14 protein-coding genes and 1 riboswitch are annotated in these 20,899 nt (G+C 48.3%); of the genes, 3 read left to right on the top strand and 11 right to left on the bottom strand.

Annotated elements, in window-relative coordinates; all coding sequences use genetic code 11:
• The first annotated feature begins 250 nt into the window (after positions 1-250).
• A complete protein-coding gene (locus M3629_RS24470; protein ID WP_251511020.1) occupies positions 251-1,528 on the top strand; it encodes an S-layer homology domain-containing protein in 1,278 nt (425 codons plus the stop codon).
• Between the two features lie 537 nt (positions 1,529-2,065).
• Positions 2,066-4,960: a DUF5704 domain-containing protein gene (locus M3629_RS24465; protein ID WP_251511019.1), complete on the top strand. Its 2,895-nt coding sequence runs from the start codon at positions 2,066-2,068 to the stop codon at positions 4,958-4,960.
• A gap of 198 nt (positions 4,961-5,158) precedes the next feature.
• On the opposite strand, the gene M3629_RS24460 is transcribed toward M3629_RS24465, so the two are convergent.
• From M3629_RS24460 to M3629_RS24435, 6 genes are all read right to left on the bottom strand, one after another.
• A complete protein-coding gene (locus M3629_RS24460) occupies positions 5,159-5,998 on the bottom strand; it encodes an ABC transporter ATP-binding protein (RefSeq protein ID WP_251511018.1) in 840 nt (279 codons plus the stop codon).
• The gene (locus M3629_RS24455; RefSeq protein WP_251511017.1) at positions 5,995-6,810 is read right to left on the bottom strand and encodes an ABC transporter ATP-binding protein; all 816 of its coding nucleotides are present in this window, start codon (positions 6,808-6,810) and stop codon (positions 5,995-5,997) included. Before M3629_RS24455 ends, M3629_RS24460 begins: the two co-directional genes overlap by 4 nt.
• Positions 6,811-6,812: 2 nt before the next feature.
• The gene (locus M3629_RS24450; RefSeq protein ID WP_251511016.1) at positions 6,813-8,411 is read right to left on the bottom strand and encodes an ABC transporter substrate-binding protein; all 1,599 of its coding nucleotides are present in this window, start codon (positions 8,409-8,411) and stop codon (positions 6,813-6,815) included.
• A gap of 18 nt (positions 8,412-8,429) precedes the next feature.
• Entirely contained in the window at positions 8,430-9,266 is an 837-nt protein-coding gene (gene nikC, locus M3629_RS24445; RefSeq protein WP_251511014.1) for a nickel transporter permease, read from the bottom strand.
• Positions 9,267-10,205: a nickel ABC transporter permease gene (nikB, locus tag M3629_RS24440; RefSeq protein WP_251511013.1), complete on the bottom strand. Its 939-nt coding sequence runs from the start codon at positions 10,203-10,205 to the stop codon at positions 9,267-9,269. It abuts the gene before it with no gap.
• Positions 10,206-10,404: 199 nt separating this feature from the next.
• A riboswitch (cobalamin riboswitch) is annotated at positions 10,405-10,599 on the bottom strand.
• 99 nt (positions 10,600-10,698) lie between these two features.
• Entirely contained in the window at positions 10,699-11,535 is an 837-nt protein-coding gene (locus tag M3629_RS24435) for an AraC family transcriptional regulator (RefSeq protein ID WP_251511012.1), read from the bottom strand.
• 229 nt (positions 11,536-11,764) lie between these two features.
• Between M3629_RS24435 and M3629_RS24430 the strand changes: the two genes are divergently transcribed.
• Positions 11,765-13,063: an alpha-glucosidase/alpha-galactosidase gene (locus M3629_RS24430; RefSeq protein WP_090924222.1), complete on the top strand. Its 1,299-nt coding sequence runs from the start codon at positions 11,765-11,767 to the stop codon at positions 13,061-13,063.
• Positions 13,064-13,203: 140 nt separating this feature from the next.
• On the opposite strand, the gene M3629_RS24425 is transcribed toward M3629_RS24430, so the two are convergent.
• From M3629_RS24425 to kdpB, 5 genes are all read right to left on the bottom strand, one after another.
• Positions 13,204-13,905 carry a response regulator gene (locus M3629_RS24425; protein WP_154891505.1) on the bottom strand — a complete coding sequence of 234 codons (702 nt, stop codon included), beginning with the start codon at positions 13,903-13,905 and terminating at the stop codon, positions 13,204-13,206.
• Positions 13,906-15,522 carry a DUF4118 domain-containing protein gene (locus M3629_RS24420; RefSeq protein WP_251511011.1) on the bottom strand — a complete coding sequence of 539 codons (1,617 nt, stop codon included), beginning with the start codon at positions 15,520-15,522 and terminating at the stop codon, positions 13,906-13,908.
• Positions 15,523-15,539: 17 nt separating this feature from the next.
• Entirely contained in the window at positions 15,540-17,873 is a 2,334-nt protein-coding gene (locus M3629_RS24415) for a histidine kinase (RefSeq protein WP_251511010.1), read from the bottom strand.
• 171 nt (positions 17,874-18,044) lie between these two features.
• Positions 18,045-18,608, bottom strand: coding sequence for a potassium-transporting ATPase subunit KdpC (gene kdpC, locus M3629_RS24410; protein ID WP_251511007.1), 564 nt, complete (start codon positions 18,606-18,608; stop codon positions 18,045-18,047).
• Positions 18,609-18,714: 106 nt separating this feature from the next.
• Positions 18,715-20,808 carry a potassium-transporting ATPase subunit KdpB gene (gene kdpB, locus M3629_RS24405; RefSeq protein WP_435368270.1) on the bottom strand — a complete coding sequence of 698 codons (2,094 nt, stop codon included), beginning with the start codon at positions 20,806-20,808 and terminating at the stop codon, positions 18,715-18,717.
• Positions 20,809-20,899 lie beyond the last annotated feature (91 nt).

Below are 20,899 nucleotides of genomic sequence, written 5' to 3'. Positions count from 1 at the left end.
TTTTATGTACATGGGGTTTTCAAATGTTGGAAAATGGAGTATCCTCTATGTATTGAACAATAACTGAAATGAATTACATATTTCGAGAGACCTTAAAGCATAAGGCTATGAATCTGCAGATTCGTGGCCTTTTTTGTGTTTTGAGAGGATATACATGGTAGAATATTGATTATTATTACAAATTTAGCAAATAGAATCCTAGTAAGTACATATCAGGGTCATTCTATATCCATTGAGAGGAGTTAGATTCATGAGAAAACAGATGATTTCCAGTTTAGCAGCACTAGCTTTATTCGTAGGGGGATATGCAAGTTTGGCGGGAATGGGCGGCACTAGTACAGTCGAAGCAGCGCAAGCCGTCAGCTCATTTAAAGATGTACCCGCATCCCACTGGGCATCCTCAGCAATTTATTCCGCAGTAGAGAAAGGTTATTTCAAGGGATATGCAGACGGAACGTTTAAACCAGGTTTACCCGTCACCAAAGCTGAAATGGCTAGTATTTTAGCACGTTTGAATGATCAGCCGGAGCTACCGACTGCTGAACCGAATCATTTTACAGATGTACCGGAGTGGGCTAAAAATGGTGTCTCTACGGCGATTGCCAAAGGATTTATCCGTCCTTCCAGTTATAAGGGCAAACTGGATGCTCAAGCTGCACTTGAACGGGGCGAAATGGCGGAATGGTTAACACAAGGATTGAGTGTAGTGGATTCAGACTATGGACAGGCTCTCTCGGATGTAACAAACACCGTCATTCCTGCGAAGGAATATTTTACAGGCAAGCTGGCCGACTCGCAAAAAAATGCTGTCGCCGTTGCCCTTGGAACCGGGCTGATGAGCGTTGCGAATGATAAGACATTTGGCGTAAACCGCACCACAACCCGGGCAGAAGTCGCCGTGTTGCTCAGTCGTTACGCGTCCGTGGCCAAAACCAAACCTGCCGATCTTCAAGGGCTGAATGAACTGCGGCAGGTGGGATTGACAGGCACCAATTTGAGTGTGATTGCACCGAGGTATCAGAAACCAGGGCCTGAGAAATTCTCTGAATCTTATGATTACAGCAAGATAACTGGTGATTTCTCAAAAATCCGAAATCAAGAATTGGTGACTGTAACAAATTATGCAGATTTGAAGATAAAAAATTGGATTGTTGTTAACCCATATGTAGAGGGAAATGCTCGAAGCATTTATTACGATATTTTTGTTGAAGAAAAAAACAAACCTTTGCGAGGTGCTTATTACTCCTTTTCCGAGTTTGATATCAGCATCAAGAAATCTATGACTCAATTGCAAGGTGGAAGTCTGATTAACTCTCCCACGATTAACACTTTAACTTCACCCAGCACCTCAGCTTCTAGAGATTATGGAGCTAAGCACATCAATGATTTCCTTGGCCCAAAAGGAGTATTCACTGTTAGAAACCCTAGCTATTGGGGGAGTGGTTTATTACATTTTGATAAAGAACTTAGACCTGGGATCTTCATTACTGTAAAGGACGGAACTATTTATAGAGTAATACCTAATTAATAAATTGAATTTTAAGGATGATACACTATGTTTCTATCTTCTAAACTAAAAAGAAGTTTTATAGTCACTATTATTTTATTATTGCTTCCTTTCTCCTCCTTTGATGTTTTTGCAGGAGGAGGTCCAGGAAACAAACCAATACTAGGACCTACACGTTTTGAACCTTCTTCACCTGCAAAAACTCAAAAGAAAGTAGTACCTGTAGAAGGAAAAGGATCTACAAATATTGGAATATATATCTACCAATTAGATAATATGCGATGGAGAGTGGATGGAGAGTGCAACGGGCAAACCCTAAGTAATAATTACTCCACTAACAAACCTGAATCATCAGTTGTCTGTATCGATTTATCATTAGAAGCACCTAGCTATCAAGCTCAGGTCTACATGGATAGAAATGACGAAGCATATCGTAGAAGTGACATCACTTCAGCCTCACTTTCTCCAAAATATATGGATAATACAGCTTATTACGAAGTTGGAAAACCGATATTGTTAAATGTCGAGTCTTTTACTGAAAGAAGAGCTAAATTTAATATGCAGATTGGTGGAAACATAGAACCAACCGCTCATAGACCCTATAATCCACCAAAATACTCTGCTGATTATATATTTTTCACAGACCTATATTGGTTCGGTAATGCCGAAACCACCAAAGAAATCAACCTCTCTCCTGGAGGGCAAATCCGGTTAAATCAAACCAAACAGCTCAATGCGACGGTTAAAACCAAGACAGGGGATGGCAACTTTGGTGCAGAAACCAATGTAAACACAGGCAGCGGAGGAACGACCACGTGGGAGTCCTCCAATCCCTCGGTTGCAACGGTAAGTAACTCCGGGATGGTACAAGCGGTTAGCAGAGGCACTACATCCATCACGGTTTTATGGGAAAAAGACGGATTTCAATTAACGACTCGAACAACTATCGGTGTTGAACAGGGAACCGGCGGGGGTGGTGACGACGGAGGCGGGAATACCGGCGGGGGAGATAGCGGCGGAGGCGGTGGTGGCTGTACACCTACGATTGGATCACCATCTCCAGGTACAACGATGAATATGAGTGACCTTGATCCCAACGTTACAGGTATAATAAAGTCAGATAACAGAGGTAATGAAACATTCGATGTATTGAAAGGAATTCCTACTTCCGAGTCTCTTTACACTAACGCCTTCGCGGACAATTATCTATTCAAGCAAGCCTGGACCAAAATGAGCGGCAAAGTAATATATGATTGTAATATCACCATCTCCTATGATAGAGAATGGACCGTACCTGGGCCGCAGGTCTGTAATGACGACGGATGTAGGGATGGCACACCTATACCTAAAAATGATACCGTTCCTAAACCATACAACTTTCAAATTACACGAGACTATTCCTACTGGATGATTAGCAATCTTGAAGTGTACAAGCTCGTCAAAGCAACGATGAAAAATTATGCACTGCCTGGCGAAACCATTACGATGAATCCTGCTGGTTATGTTCCACCGACACTTGAATCCAGCAATGACTCTGCCGTTGAACGTCATGTGAGGCCAGGACAAACGTCATCCATCTCTTATACTCCATCCAAACTAACAGGTGGCTTGAATACACCCCCGGATTTACCAGATGACACAGCCCTATTAAAGGGAATGGCGGAAACTAACACACCACAAAGCACCGTAAAAAATGATTTGGTGAAGTTCAATAATGCAGTGATCATGAATGATAACGAAACTACCAAGGATGGGCCACTGCCGAACAACATTCCTTCACCAACAACAATTGGACGGGATGTCTTGTACACTCCCAACCACAGGATCAGCAGTTCCCTGCGAAACAAAGCCAACACGGAAAGTTCTGGCCAGATCTATTATGATCTACTACCAGGTAACGTGAACGGCGGAGCCAACAAGATACTTCCGATTCATGGGATAAACACTGTTACGGTGCACACCCCCGTCGTAAACTACGCATGGGTGTCGGACGATCAGCCGCATAATCAGAAAACAACACCTGACCCTACCCGTGCTGCACTGATTTTGGAGCGCCCCTTCATTGTGCGTATCCCTACATCCGGACAGCACCTAGATGCATCCAGTTATCCCGGATATGGCAACCGGGAATATGCCAAATATTTTCGTATCAAACAGGTGTTATTCCCGTTTGACGTCTACACAGCAGATCGAACACAGTTCATCCCAAGCCACACATGGGTCAACATTCCGGTGAACCAAATGGATACAACATTCTATATTCCAGTATGGGTGGACGAGGGGAAATATACCATCGAATTTCGGAACATCGCCGAGAATTCACCAGCAAACTTCACAGAGCAACCCGATGCCAACACCGATCTAACTCATCATGTTGCAAGCGATAAGATACCTGTAGATGTGATCGGCAGGCTGTATGACTTTCATGTGACTGATGTATCCGACTATAATTGGGAGAGTGTATTCCGCAAACGACCAGATGGCCCGGAACCTACAGGTCATAGCTACTGGAGCGGATTACGTAGCATCGATGGTGACCCCCGAGGGAACCTTGCTCCATTTGTATTGCCGATTAGGCCTGGCAGTCATCCGGTCGAAGGATTTCGGAACGTTGCTGTGAAAACAGGCTATCACTTCAAGTTTGATCTCAAGACGAAGGGTAATATGTTCGGAAAACAGGATGGTATTCGAATAACACCCACATTTTCTTTTATAAACAAGGATAACTCCTCCCGTCAGGATGTTGATCTATACTACCATCGGGGGCAGGAACGTCTTATTCGAATTGGTTCTGCGCAGGATATGGAGAAACGATTTGTTGTGTTGAACTCACGACTGCGTACTGTACCCGGCACCGAATTGAGCGATGCGGCAGGTTACCAATATAGGTATGAATTTTCACCAGACGAACGCAATCGTCTCACATTAGCAGAACATATGGTCAAAGTCGCCAACCAGACTTCACACCAAAAAACCTGGACAGGCCGTTATGACTGGATGATTCTGACGGCGCCGATTCGTACACTGATTGGGCCTAAAACAAATATCCCTACCAGCGTTAACGTTGACAGGGCCAATGCTGCAATCCAGCGGTGGTACGGGGAATACAGTCTGCCGGCAGATGTGTACGCTGTTCCCAAAGGCACAAATCTTGAACCCCTTGCCAGACAGAATAAGCTAGATGAACAATCTGATATCTTTTTGAAAAATGGGTACATCGTCGTCAACTTTAATATCGAGAGTCTACGCAACGGCAATACACAGGCACCGCATCTGCAATATATCCATGCTCCACTTATGAATCAGTGGCAGTTGGAGGGTTTCAACCACCCACCTGCATTTAATAACAGCACTACTAACAGCAGCAGGTGGCCATTGAAGGATGGCGATATTGTCTTTTATCATGCAGACCAGTCCAGTCGAAATGACTTTCAGTCCCAAGTGCCTCATTGAGGATTAAGTAAAGGGTCAAGGATTACGTTCAAATATTCGGATTACAAAATTACTCTGCCAGTCAGAACAGCTTATCTCCGTATAGATGACAACTATCAAAAAAGGCAAAAGGGTTATCTCGAATGAATTCATTCATCAACAGAATTCAACTCCAGATAACCCTTTTCTCCTCTAATCTTTATTCATAATTAGCATGATCTATCTACTTCCCGCTAATACCACCACACGCTCCCGCCTCTGCATTTCACCCTTCAACCCTCTCAGCGACAGAGCGGAGGACATCAGACTTCGGGTATACGGATGATTGGCCGAACTGGTCAGCTTGGAGCTGTTCACAACCTCCACCACTCTCCCTTGATGCATGACTGCAATACGGTCACTCACTTGCTGCACCACAGCAAGATCATGTGATATGAATATGGAGGAAACTCCCGTCTCCCTACGTAGTTCCATAAGCAGATCCAAAACCTGTTGCTGAATGGAAACATCCAAAGCAGAGGTAGCTTCGTCAAACAAAATGATCTCAGGCCGTAAACCAATCGCACGAGCAATGACAGCTCGCTGTTGTTGCCCGCCGCTTAATTCATGTGGATACTTATCCGCATCCATAGCAGACAATCCAACGCGCTCCAGCAATCTGCGTGTTTCCTGAGCAGCCGCCTGCCGTTTCATCATTTTATAATTCAACAGAGGCTCACCGATAAACATGCCCACCTTCATGCGTGGGTTGAAAATCGCCGCAGGCTCCTGAAAGACCATCTGAATCTGCTTACGCATCTGGCGCAGCTTCTCACCTTTCAAACGGGTAATCTCCTGCCCATAGTACCAAATCTCTCCTGAAGTCACCTGTTCCAGCTGAGTTACACACTTGGCCAGTGAGCTTTTGCCGCTTCCACTCTGCCCGACAATACCCAGACACTCCCCGGGATATAACGCAAGATCTACATTCTGTAAAGCCTGAACAGCCTGCCGCCCTTTCATCTCGTACGTTTTACATACGTTACTCAGTTTTAGAATGGGTGATCCGGCATTGATCATGTATGGTTCCCCTCCAGTTCAGGTACAGCTTCTAACAGTTTGCGGGTATACTCGTGGTCAGGATTCGATATGACACGCAGTGTATCTCCCAGTTCCACTAACCTGCCGTCTAACATCACACCGATCCGATCAGCCATATGGGCTGCAACCGCCATATTATGCGTCACGAGCATCATGCCCGTTCCCTTGTCCGCACAAAGCCTGCTCAATTGATTCATTACTTCATTTTGAGTCGTAACATCCAGCGCACTCGTCGGCTCATCCGCTAGCAACAGTTCCGGCTCTAACGTAGCCGCCATTGCGATCGCGGTTCGTTGCTTCATTCCTCCGCTAAGCTGAGAAGCATAGGCATGCATGACTCGCTCTGGATCATCCAGCCCCATACGGGCCAGAGTGTGAATGGCCATTTTCCAGGCCTCTTTACGGGACATAGGCAGGTGGGCACGAATGGCCTCCACATACTGACTTCCAATACTACGAATCGGATTCAGGTATGAACCGCTGTCCTGAAATACCATCGCGATTCGCTTGCCACGCAACCCCTGCCAATCTTGTTGCGAGTCACGCAGCAACACCCTCTCCCGAAAGACAATCTCTCCTCCCGTGTATCGTCCGCCTACAGGCAGTAGTCCCAGCAAAGCCCGGATCAGGGTCGACTTCCCGCTTCCGCTTTCCCCCACAATGCCAATGATTTCTCCTGGCTTCATCGAAAAGGATACATCCTGCAAGGAAGGCACGCCTTCCTTGTAACTTACCGACAGATTCTTCACCTCAACAAGCAAAGATGTCGTTCCCCTACGCAAGGACGTCATCACTACTCGACCTTAATGTTGCGATCTAGCAGATAGAAGTCGATCGGGTACATCGTTGCACCCTTTACATTACTTTTGCTCACGATATTAATCGGTGTATACGTCAAAAACATATAAGCAGCATCATCCAGAATCATCTGTTGCGCTTCTGCCGCAAGTGCATAACGCTTCTCCACATCAAACTCCGAGTGAAGACGCTCAATAAGCTCGTCAAGCTTCGGATTGCTGTATCCGCCAACATTCCACTCTGCGCCTGTTTTGAAATAAAAGTCGAGAATATGCTGCGGATCACCCGTGATGCCTGTATTGATGCTCGTCAGAGCCAGATCATAATTCCCACTCTTCTGATGGTCGGTGAGATCCTCATATGAGATGAGCTCCAGCCCAACCCCAATTTCTTTAAGCTGGGACTGCATCGCAGCAGCCACAACGGAATCGGATTCATAAGCTGAGTTAAGGATGAGCTGTAACGATAGCTTCTTCCCATCCTTCTCCCGAATACCATCTCCATCTGTATCCTTATATCCGGCTTCATCCAGCAATTGTTTTGCCTTCGCGGGTTCGTAATCATATCCGGTAATTTTGTCGTACCCAAAAGGCAATGCAGAGGTAAACGGACCTTTGGCTGCTTGTCCACCCACCAGCGTATTCGCGTACATTTCGCGGTCAATTCCGTATGAGATGGCACGGCGAACCTTTACATCGCTTAGCAGTGAATGGGTCGTGTTAAACCACACAAACTGCGTACGGAGGCTCGGAATTTCATCAATCGTATATTGTGTTTTATCCTGAAAAAGAGGCATCTGGCTGCGTCCCACATTACTCGCTACATCGATTTCCCCTGATTGCAGTGCCAGCGCCCGTGTATTGTCATCCTTGATGTATTTCAGTGTCATCGTATCCAGATCAGCCGCGCCACCCCAGTACTTATCGTACTTTTTCACCTGAATCTCCTGGTCGGGCGTATATCCTGTAACCATGAACGGCCCGGTAGCGATGGGCTCACTCTTGAATTTTGATGTGTCTGCACTCGTATCCACGATAATAAACAGTGGTTCGGCAATATTGCCTAGCAGTGAGGCATCCGGCTGTGTTGTTTTGATCGTCAGATCCTGCCCCTTGGCAGTCATTGACGCAATTGGCAGTGTGGATTGACCTCTCTCATTCAGCGAGATGGAGCGTTCGATTGATTTTTTTACCGCATCCGCAGTCACGGGATTGCCATTATGGAACGTTACTCCGTCGCGAATATGAAAATGCCAGGTTGTATCATCGATCCGATCCCACTTATCGGCAAGTTTGGGGACGATCTTCATCTGCTCATCAAACTGAATCAACGTCTCCCCAATAGCCGCGCGCGTCAGCGTCCAGCCGTTCCATTCCTCCGCAGGATCAAGGCTACTCCCCAGCCAGAACAAGGCCACATTCAGATGTGATTTCTTGTCCTCACCAGCCGCACCACTCGCATTCACTCCTGCCTTTTTCCCCGTAACATCGGATGATGAAGGTGTTGAATTTTTGTCGTTACCACAGGCCGCGAGCAACAGAATAGTCATCATTGATATGATAGCCAGTAGCCATGTTTTTTGAAACTTACCCATACTTCACATTCCCCTCAGTTACACTGTATTTTTCTTGGGATCAAGCACATCTCGCAGACTATCCCCCAGCAAATTAAAAATGATAACCGTGCCAAATATCGCAAGCCCCGGATAGATTAACAGCCAAGGCGCAGTCTGCAGATATCTTCTGCCTTCATTCAACATCGCTCCCCACTCCGGATCGGGCGGTTGTGCGCCGAGTCCAAGAAAGGACAAGCCCGAGATCGACAACATCATGCCGCCCACGTCCATCATGGCCATGACAATCAAAGGGGGCAACATATTCGGCAAAATTGTTCTGCGAATGATTTGGATTTTACGCGCACCGCTGAACGCAGCGGCAGTGACGAACTCTTTTTGCTGAAGAGCAATGACCAGGCTTCGGGCCATCCGTGCATACTTTGCCCACCAGACGACGGAGAGTGCAACCACCGTGTTAAACAGTCCCGGCCCTAACATTCCGACTACGGCGATCGCAAAAATCAAACCCGGAAATGCCATCAACGTATCGCACAGCCTCATCAGTACCGTATCCACCAGCCCTCGCAGAAAACCTGCAATGACACCAACCGCTACCCCTAAGCTGAAAACAATACCGATCATCATAAATGTAAGCAACAGAGAGGTGCGTGCTCCATATAAAAGTCGGGACAGGACACATCGCCCAAGCTGATCCGTACCGAGTGGATATTCGGGGCTGGATGGCTGCAACACTTTCGCAAAATTCGTAGCAAGTGGATCATGAGGCGCCAGCAGCGGCGCAATCAGAGCCAGAACGATCCAGCCTGTGGTCAGGGATAGCAAGAAAATAAATAGACGACGTTGTGTCAGATATGCTCGAATCTTCATCGCCATCTACACATCCACATCCAGTTGAATGCGCGGATCACGAAGATGTGTCCAGAGATCCACGATTAGATTCAGGGTGACATAGATGACTGCCATCCAGATTACATAACCCTGTATCAGGGGGTAATCGCGGGTGAAAATGGCATCCACCGCCATCTGTCCTACTCCCGGCCATACGAATAAACTCTCCACAATTGCTGCTCCGCCAAGTAGTGCTCCTGTTGTCATGCCTAGCAAGGTCACAATTGGCAACAGTGAATTGGGCAAAATATGTCGCCAAATAATCATTGATTCCTTCACACCTCTTGCTCTTGCACCCACTACGTAATTCTGGCTTGTCTCCTCCAGCATGACTGCACGAATCTGCCGGCTGTATTGGGCGATCAATGGAATCGCGAGTGTCGCAGCAGGCAGGATCAGGCTGTTCCAGCCGGAACTACCCATGATCGGCAGCAGCTTCAGCTGCACACCAAATACCAGCATCAGCAACATCCCCAGCCAGAAGCTCGGCATGGATAGACCGGCAAACGAAAACAGGCGAATCACATAATCCAGCCATTGATTCCGGCGTACAGCCGAAAGAACTCCGAGCGGAAAGGAAATCAAAATCACCAGAAGCATTGCGCTCCCGGTTAACTTGAGCGTTGCTGGAAGGCGGGACATTAACACATCCAGCACCGGACGGTCATATTTATACGACGTACCAAAGTCTCCGGTGACTACTTGTCCCAGCCATGTGCCATACCGAACCAAGAATGGCTTGTCCAGCCCAAGCTCTGACCCCACCTCTCTGACCAGTTCATCCGAAGGTGTGACTCCGGTAGACATCAGCATCAGTCTGGCGGGATCTCCAGGAGACAGATACGTTAATAGAAATGTCAGGAAGGTGATTCCAAACAGAACGGCGACCAGTTGTAATAACCGTTTAACGATATATCTGCCCAATAATAAAACGCCCTTCCCGGTTTAATGCGCGTGTACGCCTTCATTCTCATTCCATTCAATACAAGCCAATTCAATTCAAGCCAATTCAAGCCAAAAAAGCGCCCTTTTCCGTTTCACGGGATAAGGACGCCTTAAATAAACAGATTTTCAGAAAAAAATCATGCTCTTTAAACACCTTCCTATCTCCCGTAGGGTACTGCTGTGTTTGTCCAACCTGGCAGGTCTCCTGGCTCCAGTATCATTGCCATAACAGCTCCTTCCCGGTCTTCGTAAGACCAGTGGATATGCTGCCTGACTCCTCTGTTACAGTGGCGGGACCGCGCCGGCATCTCACCGGACTTCCCTTTTAAGCTTCTACCCCAGCGGGTAGAGCACCAAGTTCCACGTATTCAATTCACTAAAAGTGGGTATCTGTTACACTTCTGTATCAGTATAGCGGCATACGGAATAATGTTCAAAACTTTTCTTTCAAAATTTAAAATCATGAATGCGGCTAATCTCGCACTCGCGAGCCCTTGGGCGACACCCCCGTCACACGTTTGAACATTTTGGAAAAGAGCAGCGGGTCGGTGTATCCAACGGAGTGGGCTACTTCACTCACAGACAGCATCGGGTTACGAAGCAATTCCGCTGCACGATTCATGCGATACTCCAGGAAAAAGGCTTGCAGTGACTTGCCGTATCGCTCTTTGAACAATCCCGATAAATACGTTCGATCCAGCCCGACCGCCTGTGCGATATCCAGAATGGACGTACGCTGGCTATACCGGTTCTCCATAAACTGCACAGCCTGCCGAATATAAGTCTCTTTCGTCGAAAGGAGCGGATTTTCTTCTTCTTTGATCGGTGAGGATGCGATTAATGCCGCCATAAGTCGGTATAACAGACTTTGATGTAACACATCCCCTCCTGCAACGGAGCTCGTTCCAGCCTGAAGCATCTCGTCATACAGCACTGCCATCATATGCTTATCATGAGCAGTAAACACCGGGTGCTCCTCGCTTAACTGCGCACGCTGCATAAAAGCCTTCGCCTGAACACCTCTGAAGCCAAACCATGAATACGTCCAAGGCTCATGTGCATCCGCCTCATAATGAATGACCGTGTCGGGTAAAATGAGAAATCCTTGCCCCTCGCTCAGAGGATATTCCCGATCCCCCATATATACCGTACCACGACCCTCATGTACGTAATGCACGATATAGGAATCACGCACCCCCGGCCCCCAATAGTGGGCAGGATCACATGCCTCCCAGCCATAAAATAACAAAACCAGTTCCATCTGCGTCCAGCCGGCAGAGACCACATTCATTTCCACTTTCCGACTCATGTGCCCCCTCCTTTCGACAATAAGGTTAAAAAGACATCTTTAATGTAATCTCACATATTCTCTTATCTGTACTTACAATAAATTATAACAGGTGGAAGAAAGGAAATCTTGCTGAAAACGAAAACAAAAATGGGATTATGCCATATTTGAGAGGGTTTGAGCCATAGTGATATGAGCCTGTTCGGCCTATAGTTGGGGTACAACATTTTTCGGGAAGGATGAAGTTGAAATGAACAAAATTACGTTTCTCGGTGCAGGCAGCACCGTTTTTGTCAAAAATGTATTGGGTGATGTGATGATGACGGAGGCCTTGCAGGACTTTGAACTGGCCTTGTTTGATATTGATGCTGAACGTCTAAGTGACTCGGAGCGTTTGTTAAAAAGTTTGGCTCAGTCGCTAGGAAGCCGCTGTTCCGTTAAAACATACCATGATCGCAAGGAAGCGCTCCGCGGAGCTAAATATGTCATCAATGCCATTCAGGTGGGCGGATATGACCCGTGTACGATTACCGATTTTGAGATTCCGAAGAAATACGGCCTGCGTCAAACGATTGCCGATACGCTCGGCATTGGCGGAATCTTCCGTAACTTGCGTACCATTCCGGTGATGCTGGACTTCGCCAAGGATATGCAGGAAGTGTGCCCGGATGCCTGGTTCCTCAACTATACGAACCCGATGGCTGTACTCACCAATGTCATGAACGTGCATGGCGGAATTAAAACGATCGGTCTGTGTCACAGTGTACAAGTCTGCGTACCTCATCTGTTCGATACGCTGGGGATTGACCAGACGGGTGTCGTTGCCAAAATCGCCGGGATTAACCACATGGCATGGCTCCTGGAAGTAACAAAGGATGGTGTCGATCTGTATCCTGAGATCAAACGTCTTGCGAGACAGAAACAGCAGGAGACACATGATGACATGGTACGTTATGAACTGATGCATCGCTTCGGTTATTATGTCACCGAGTCTTCTGAGCATAGTGCGGAATATCATCCGTATTTTATCAAACGCAACTATCCGGAACTGATCGAACGCTTCAACATTCCACTCGATGAGTATCCGCGTCGCTGTGTAAACCAGATTGCAGAATGGAAGGAAATGCGAGAGAAGCTGTTTGCGAGTGAAAATATTCACCATACCCGCAGCCATGAATATGCTTCGCATATCATGGAAGCGATGGAGACGGATCGCCCGTACAAAATTGGCGGTAACGTTATAAACAACGGGCTCATCACCAACCTGCCACGCGAAGCTTGTGTCGAGGTTCCTTGTCTGGTCGATGGTTCGGGCATCAACCCAACCTATATTGGTGATCTGCCGCCACAGCTGGCAGCGCTGAACCGTACCAATATCAACACCCAGTTGCTCACCATCGAAGCGGCTATGACAGGCAAAAAAGAGCATATCTATCACGCGGCTATGCTGGATCCGCATACAGCTGCTGAGCTGTCCATGGACGACATCGTGGCGATGTGCGACGATTTGATTGAAGCTCATGGCGACTGGCTGCCTAAATTTTCATAATCTAAACGTTTAGACGTACAAATGAAGATATGTAAACAGAATGTATAACCAGATGCATAACTAAGATATACAAAAAGAGCACCGTTCCTTTCGAAATCGAAGGGGCGGTGCTTTTTTTCACTTATTTTCAGATTACTCCATTACTCCGCAGGCAGTAGAAAACGATATCCAATCCCTGGTTCCGTCTGAATATAGGATGGACGAGTAGGATCTTCCTTTAGCTTTTTACGCAAATGACCCACATAAACTCGCAAATAGTGGCTGTCCGACTCATGATGATGCGCACCCCATACTTGCTGTAAAAGCTGGCGCTGGGTAATAATTTTGCCTGCATTCGAGGCAAGCACCTTCAGCATCTCATATTCGGTTGGCGTTAATTTGACCTGCTCTCCGTCCAGCTCAACCTGCCTGAGAGCCAGATCGATAACCAGTGAGCCAAATCGCAAAATGGGTTCGTCCGTTGTTTTGGCGACATGCCGAAGCGCTACCCGAATTCGGGCAACCAGTTCACCCATGCCAAACGGCTTCGTCACATAATCATCTGCACCTGCATCCAGTGCGGCAATCTTATCAGCCTCCTGATCTTTTGCTGTCAGCACAATAATTGGCACCTGTGACCATTCCCTTATCCGGTGAAGCACGTCCATGCCAGATATGCCTGGTAAACCTAGATCAAGAATGATCAAATCAGGATGCACCACACTTGCCTGCGTAATACCCTCCTCTCCGTTAGCACACTCATAATGATCATATTGGTGAGCCTGAAGAGTCACTTTTAGCAGTTTGCGAATCTGCGGTTCATCATCAATCACCAGAATGCGAGCCCCTAATGCGGCATTCATCTAATCTCCAACCTCTCCTTGCCCTGTATAGGAAAATGGCACTTCATCCCTTCCCACAGGCAACTCTATACGTATTCTTGTTCCTCCATCCGGATTCCCCTCAGCATGGATTGTACCTCCGTGAACCTCCACAATCCCTTTGCAGATGGCAAGTCCCAGCCCGGTTCCCGTAATATGCTGCGTGGAGGGTGAGCGATAAAATTTATCGAACACGCGAGTTCGCTCCGATTCCTCAATTCCAACACCCTGATCATCTACGATGAAGGTCACACAACTCTGTCTCGGTTCATTCTTTACCCTTATGATCACCATGCTCTCGTCGGGTGAATATTTGAATGCATTGCTGACGATATTCACAAGTACCTGCTCAAGCAGCACCTCATCTCCGTCAAAAAAAACCGGTTCTTCTGGCAGTTGTACCGTAACTTCACGATGAGGACTGAATTCTCTGACTTTTGCCAAAACAACGCTAATCATATCCCCTACATCACACCATTTGCGATTAAGTTGTAGCATACCGCTCTCCAGCCGCACCATGCCAAGCAAGTTGGTTACGAGACGATTCATACGCAACGCGCCGTCACGGATGTTACCAGTCAATTCCAGGCGATCCTCGGGTGTAAAAAGACTGTCATTCTCTATCAGCCCTGTGGCTGAACCGATAATGGCAGTTAACGGCGTACGTAGCTCATGGGATACCGAATCCAGCAGCGCAGTTCGGATGCGCTCTGATTCAGCGGTAACTTGAGCAAGACGCGCTTCCTCAGCCAGCTTCACCCGGGCGATTGCACCTGCCGCAAGACTGCCGCAGGCTTCCAGCAGCTGGCCCTGTTCCTGTTGCTTCTCCGGCTCACTAGTAGTCATGTATACAGCAAGTACACCGTGAATGTGGTTCTCTGTTTGCAGCGGAACATACAACCCCGCCGATTCACCCAGCTTGGGCGATCCTTTGCCTGCGGTCTGTCCCTGTTTGTAGACCCAATCCGCGATAGCCAGCTCCGAAGAACGGCTTCCCCAGACATTCTTCTCTGTCCCGATCTCAGACGCAGGTCTCTGTTTCGTCCAAAGCTTCAGTTCACCCTGCTGATCCGGCAGATATATGGCGGCTGGACTTCCGAGCATAAGGGATATCTGGCTCGTCATGTTATCCAACAAGGTATCCAGATTAGTAATTGCAGTGATCTGTCGACTAAGATCATACAGGGCATTCGTTGTGGCTTCACGAGATTTAACCCGATCCAGCTGTTGCCGTAAACGTCCGGCGAGACTTGCCGTCATGACGGCGACAGCCAAATACACCCCAAACGAAATGAGATATCGCAAATCCTCTATCGTAAAACTGAGATAAGGTGGAACAAAAAAGAAATCAAACATGACAACACTAAGGGTCGCTGCATATACTGCTGGCCCCATTCCCCAATATACAGCACTAATCAGTATAGGAAACAGGTACACCAGTGCAACGTTGACCAAGTCATCACTCATCCCGATGATATGAAGCAGTACGGTTAACAGGATGATGGTAAGTGTTACCCATATATAGGCGGGAACCCATTTCTGGCGAGAGATCCCCTGTAAGCTTTCCTGATCTTTGCCCTCTTCCTGATGTTCAGACAAATTCAATTCCACCCGCTTTATTTATAATCATCATCCGCTACGATCAATACATCACGATGTCTCGACAGACGAACAAGCTGGTTCACCACCGATCCCGAGCCACGATGACCATTCCGCCACCATACCCGTTTCGCCTGCCCAACTACCAGTTGTGTCGCCTTCGCTTCCGTAGCCTTTGCATCCAAAATAACTGGTACTTCCCGCAACTTTGCACTTTGATGGATATGAAAATGCCCTCCTAGCCGCACAGTGAGTTGCTCCAATCCTGCCAGGTGCTCCTTCACTTCAGGAGTCATTACCATGTCTGTGCCGATGTGTACATGATGGACATGCCAGGATGCCTTCAGCCGATAAGCCATACGAAAACCTCTACGAATTAACCGTTCGGCGTGACGGTCACTGCTGACACACACAAAAACCGACTCCTCACGGCGCCATGGGCCCCGTAGTGTTCGCGCTGCTCGCTGCGTTTCCAGCCGCTCATCCACATCGTCTGCAAGTTCGCGTAGAGCCAGTTCACGCAATGCGATCAGATTACCCATTTTAAAAAAATTCGCAAGCGCCTGCTCCACCTTGGCAGTTGCATAGATTTTACCCTCTCGCATGCGCTGCCGCAAGGCCTCGGGAGCGACATCAATCAGTTGCACCTCGTCTGCCAATTGCATGATTCGATCAGGTACCGTTTCTCGCACCCGAACACCCGTAATATGCTCAACGGCATCATTCAAGCTTTCAAGATGCTGTACGTTCACGGTTGTAATGACGGATATGCCTGCGTCCAGCAGCCTTAGCACATCCTCGTAACGCTTCTGCCGAGCATTTCCAGGCACGTTGGTATGCGCGAGCTCATCCACAAGCACCACTTCGGGATGCAATCGTAATATCGCTTCTGTATCCATTTCCTCTAAGCATGTGCCTTGATACATACGCTGCGCTCGCGGGATGATGGACAAAGAGCCGATTTGTTCCACCGTGTCCGCTCGTCCATGGGTTTCCAGCAATCCAATTTGCACATGGATGCCTTTGCGCAACAGATCATTGCCTTCCCTCAGCATCATGTAGGTTTTGCCCACCCCCGGAGCAGCTCCAATATAAATTTTGAATGTACCACGCCTAATCAGCCCAATCTGTTCCTCTATCTCCTGCTCACTGAGTCTGCGATAGGTTTTCTGTTCCGTTTCACTTACTTTTGTCGGCACAACCCGTTCGCCCTCTTGCGCCGACCGATCTGCAACCAGTAGTAAATCTACTCCTTGCAGTTTGCGAAGCAACGAGTTAATGAGAGAGCCCTGCCATAACTCCTGCCGGCGTGTACGCCGCGAATGTCCCATAACGATCCGGGTAATCTGCTGTCTGATCGCATACTGTGCCAATGTGACTGGGATATAGCGGTGATGTATGACTGGAAGCTCCTCCATGTGCCCGCCGATCTTCTCCACCAGTTTCATCATACTGCGGCGAAATACCGTAGCTTCCTTCGTTAGTGGCTGTTTCATGGACCGGAAGACAACGACATGCAAGCTCCCGTTCAATCGACGGGCAATCTGCTGTCCGCGCTGAATGTAGATCGAACCATTCCAGTGGTACTGCGCGGAGACAAGAATACGTTCCATAATGCTTGTTGCGGGCGGAAGACCCATTTCCTCGCGATGTTCACGTAAAGACTCGTTAACCCCTTCTGCAACAAGTTTCAGTGCCAGCTCACGTAAAATCCCGAGATTACCATGGCGAAAAATGTCCATACCCCCATGCCCTTGCAGGTGACCTTCCGCAAGACGACTCAAAATGGTCTCTGGCGTAACGTCGATCAGCTTCACTTCATCCGCCAGTTCCAATGTGTCTGCCGGCACGGTATGTGGCACCTTAATTCCAGTGAGCTGTCTGGCGAGTTCGGTATACCCCTCTAGTTCATACACATTCACGGTAGTTATGACACTGATATTGTGGCGCAATAGAAAACGGATATCCTCCAGTCTGGTCGCATGCCTCGCCCCCTCCCGGTTTCGATGCGCCAACCCATCGACCAGGACAACCTCCGGATTGCGAACTAACAATGCATCCAGATTCAAGTCTTTCATCTCCGCTCCGTCACTGCTCCGAATCCAGTGAATGCTGGGCACGCGCTCAAGCTCACCAAGCTGTTCTACGGTTTCCGGCCTTCTCATCGTGGAGACTGCACATATGACAACATCTACGCCCTGCTCGCGCAACTGATTGCCGTCTCTGAGCATATGATATGTTTTACCTGAACCGCTGACCGGGCCAATGTAGATTTTAAACGTGCCCTCTTGCAGCTTCGAAATCATGCGCAGCATCTCTTCCGGCGATTTACGTTTGAAGCTGTCCTCCATGCCACTGTCCTCATTCCCTCAGAATTTACTTCCGAACATATGATGTAGTAGTACTATTCCCTATCCATAATAAAATGGAGAAAGCCCCTTCCAGATTGGAAGAAGGCATTGACCTTTAGCCGCACATCATCAAATAGCTCTATGATAAATCTGTCCGCACATTTCTCTTTCTCACTTCTCTTCTGCGATCAGTGCCAGATTCAGCTCATTCACATTGACACGCGGTTCACCGAATATACCTAACTGGCGGCCTTGTGTATGATCCTCAATAAGCTGAGCCAACTTCTTTTTACCGAGTCCTGTCGCTTGACTAATCCGCGGAATTTGGGCCACAGCCGCTTCAGGAGATAGGTCCGGGTCAAGCCCTGAACCGGAACCCGTAACCAGATCGGCAGGGATCTTATGGGGCAGCGCGGGATTTTCCTGGCGGAGCGTAGCCAGCTTTTGGTTCATCTCTGCGGTATACTCCGGCGATGCCACCGCTCGATTGGACCCTGCGGAAGCGGTTGGATCATAATTCGCATTGGATGCCCGAGGCTGGAACAATCCCGGCGACTTCACTTCCTGCGCCAGCAGAGATGAGCCGATGACTTTTGCATCTTGAACCATGAGACTGCCGTTCGCCTGTGAAGGAAACAGCAACTGGGCCACCCCCGTTGTGACGAGCGGATAGAGCAGACCACAGACTAGCATGAGCACAACAGACAACCGCAACGCGGGCAATAACATCTTCATACAAATCACTTCCTGAATGGATTTAATGTAATATCAAAAAGGCGGGCAACCACGTTATCTTCACCATGAATGTCATCACACCTGTACTTCACAGCTACAATGACATTTACATCAAACCTGACAAAACCAGGTCAATCAGCTTGATGCCGATAAACGGTACAATCACACCCCCAACACCATAGATGAACACGTTGCGGCTCAGCAGCCGTTCGGCAGACATCGGACGATATTTCACGCCTTTCATCGCAATCGGAATGAGCAACGGAATAATAATCGCATTAAAGATCAGTGCGGACAGAATTGCAGATTGCGGTGAAGAGAGATTCATAATGTTCAGTGCCTGAAGCTGTGGCATGGCGAGAATGAACATCGCTGGAATGATAGCAAAATACTTGGCGATATCGTTGGATATGGAAAAGGTGGTTAGCGCGCCGCGCGTAATCAGCAGTTGCTTGCCTATGGAGACTACCGACAACAGCTTGGTCGGGTCAGAGTCCAGGTCGATCATGTTAGCCGCTTCCTTGGCCGCCATGGTCCCCGAATTCATCGCCAGGCCCACATCGGCCTGCGCCAGGGCAGGAGCATCATTGGTGCCGTCGCCCGTCATGGCGACAAGTTTGCCTTCCTGCTGTTCTTTTTTGATCGCCGCAATCTTGTCCTCAGGCTTCGCTTCCGCTATAAAATCATCCACCCCTGCCTCCAGGGCGATCGTTGCTGCTGTCAGCGGGTTATCGCCGGTGCACATGATTGTTTTGATACCCATGGCTCGCATCTCGGCAAATTTCTCCTTGAGACCGGGTTTCACGGTGTCTTTCAAATAAATCACGCCATAGATTCGGTTATGGATCGCTACCGCCAGCGGTGTCCCCCCGGCCTTTGCAATCCGCGTCGCTATTTCGTCCAGATCACCCGGTACACGTCCGCCTTCGGAGGTCACATACCGCTTGATTGCATCTACCGCGCCTTTGCGGATTTTCGTTCCATCACTTAGATTCAGACCAGACATGCGTGTTTCCGCAGTGAAATCGATAATTTCGGCATTGGTGTAGTGGCTTTCCTCCCAGCTCAGCCCCTGCTTAGTTGCAAGCTCGACGACAGAACGACCTTCCGGAGTTTCATCTCGCACTGAAGCTTGAAGCGCCGCCCGTGTCATCTCGGGTACAGTTACACCCTGAACCGGAATAAATTCAGAAGCCATCCGGTTGCCGTATGTGATCGTGCCTGTTTTGTCCAGAATCAACGTATCGATATCGCCAGCCGCTTCGACCGCTTTCCCTGACATGGCAAGCACGTTAAACTGTGTCACCCGATCCATGCCAGCAATCCCGATGGCAGACAGCAGACCGCCGATCGTGGTTGGAATTAAGCAGACAAGCAGCGCAATCAAGGTGGCCAGATCAAGCCGGATGCCGAGATAATTGGCCATAGGAACCATCGTCAAAATGACGATCAGGAAGATTAATGTTAAAACAGCAAGTAAGGTGGTCAAGGCGATCTCGTTTGGTGTTTTCTGACGCTGTGCGCCTTCAACAAGAGAGATCATTCGATCCAGGAATGATTCGCCGGGATCGGTATGCACCCGCATGATGATGTAATCGGAGGTCACCCGTGTACCTCCAGTGACTGAAGAGAAATCGCCGCCGGCTTCTTTGATCACCGGGGCGGATTCCCCTGTAATGGCCGATTCATCGATAGAGGCCAAACCTTGGGTAATCTCACCGTCCGTTGGAATGAGTTGCCCGGCTTCCACACGGACGAGGTCCCCTTTTTTCAACTCGGTCGAAGCGACCTGTTTCACAGTTCCATCCTTCTGCAATAGATTGGCCATCGTATCCGATTTTGTCTTACGCAGGGTATCCGCCTGTGCTTTGCCCCGCCCTTCCGCTAGCGCCTCGGCAAAATTGGCAAATAGCAACGTGAAGAGCAAAATCAAAAATACAGCCACATTGTATCCTCGCCCTGCATCCGAAGCGGTAAATAGATTGGGATCAATACATAATAGCAACGTAATGAATGTGCCGACTTCCACGATAAACATGACTGGATTTTTGATCATGACCATCGGATTCAGTTTTTTGAATGCATCTCGCATGGCCTGGAGCAACATAGGTTTATTTAAAGATCGTTTCGACCCGGGATGATGCTGAACGTGGTTGTTGCGTTGATGAATCTGTTCTTTGTTTTGCTCCACTGCATTCATTGTGAATGCCACCTCCATACTATACGTGCGCTTACTTCAACCCTTTGTCGTGCTTCCCTATTTATTAGCTGTGTCGCTGTCGTGCCGCTGG

The sequence above is a fragment of the Paenibacillus polysaccharolyticus genome (assembly GCF_023714295.1).
GTDB lineage: Bacteria > Bacillota > Bacilli > Paenibacillales > Paenibacillaceae > Paenibacillus > Paenibacillus polysaccharolyticus_A.
The sequence above is the reverse complement of the archived record's forward strand: the minus strand, read 5'-3'. Positions and strand labels throughout refer to the sequence as shown.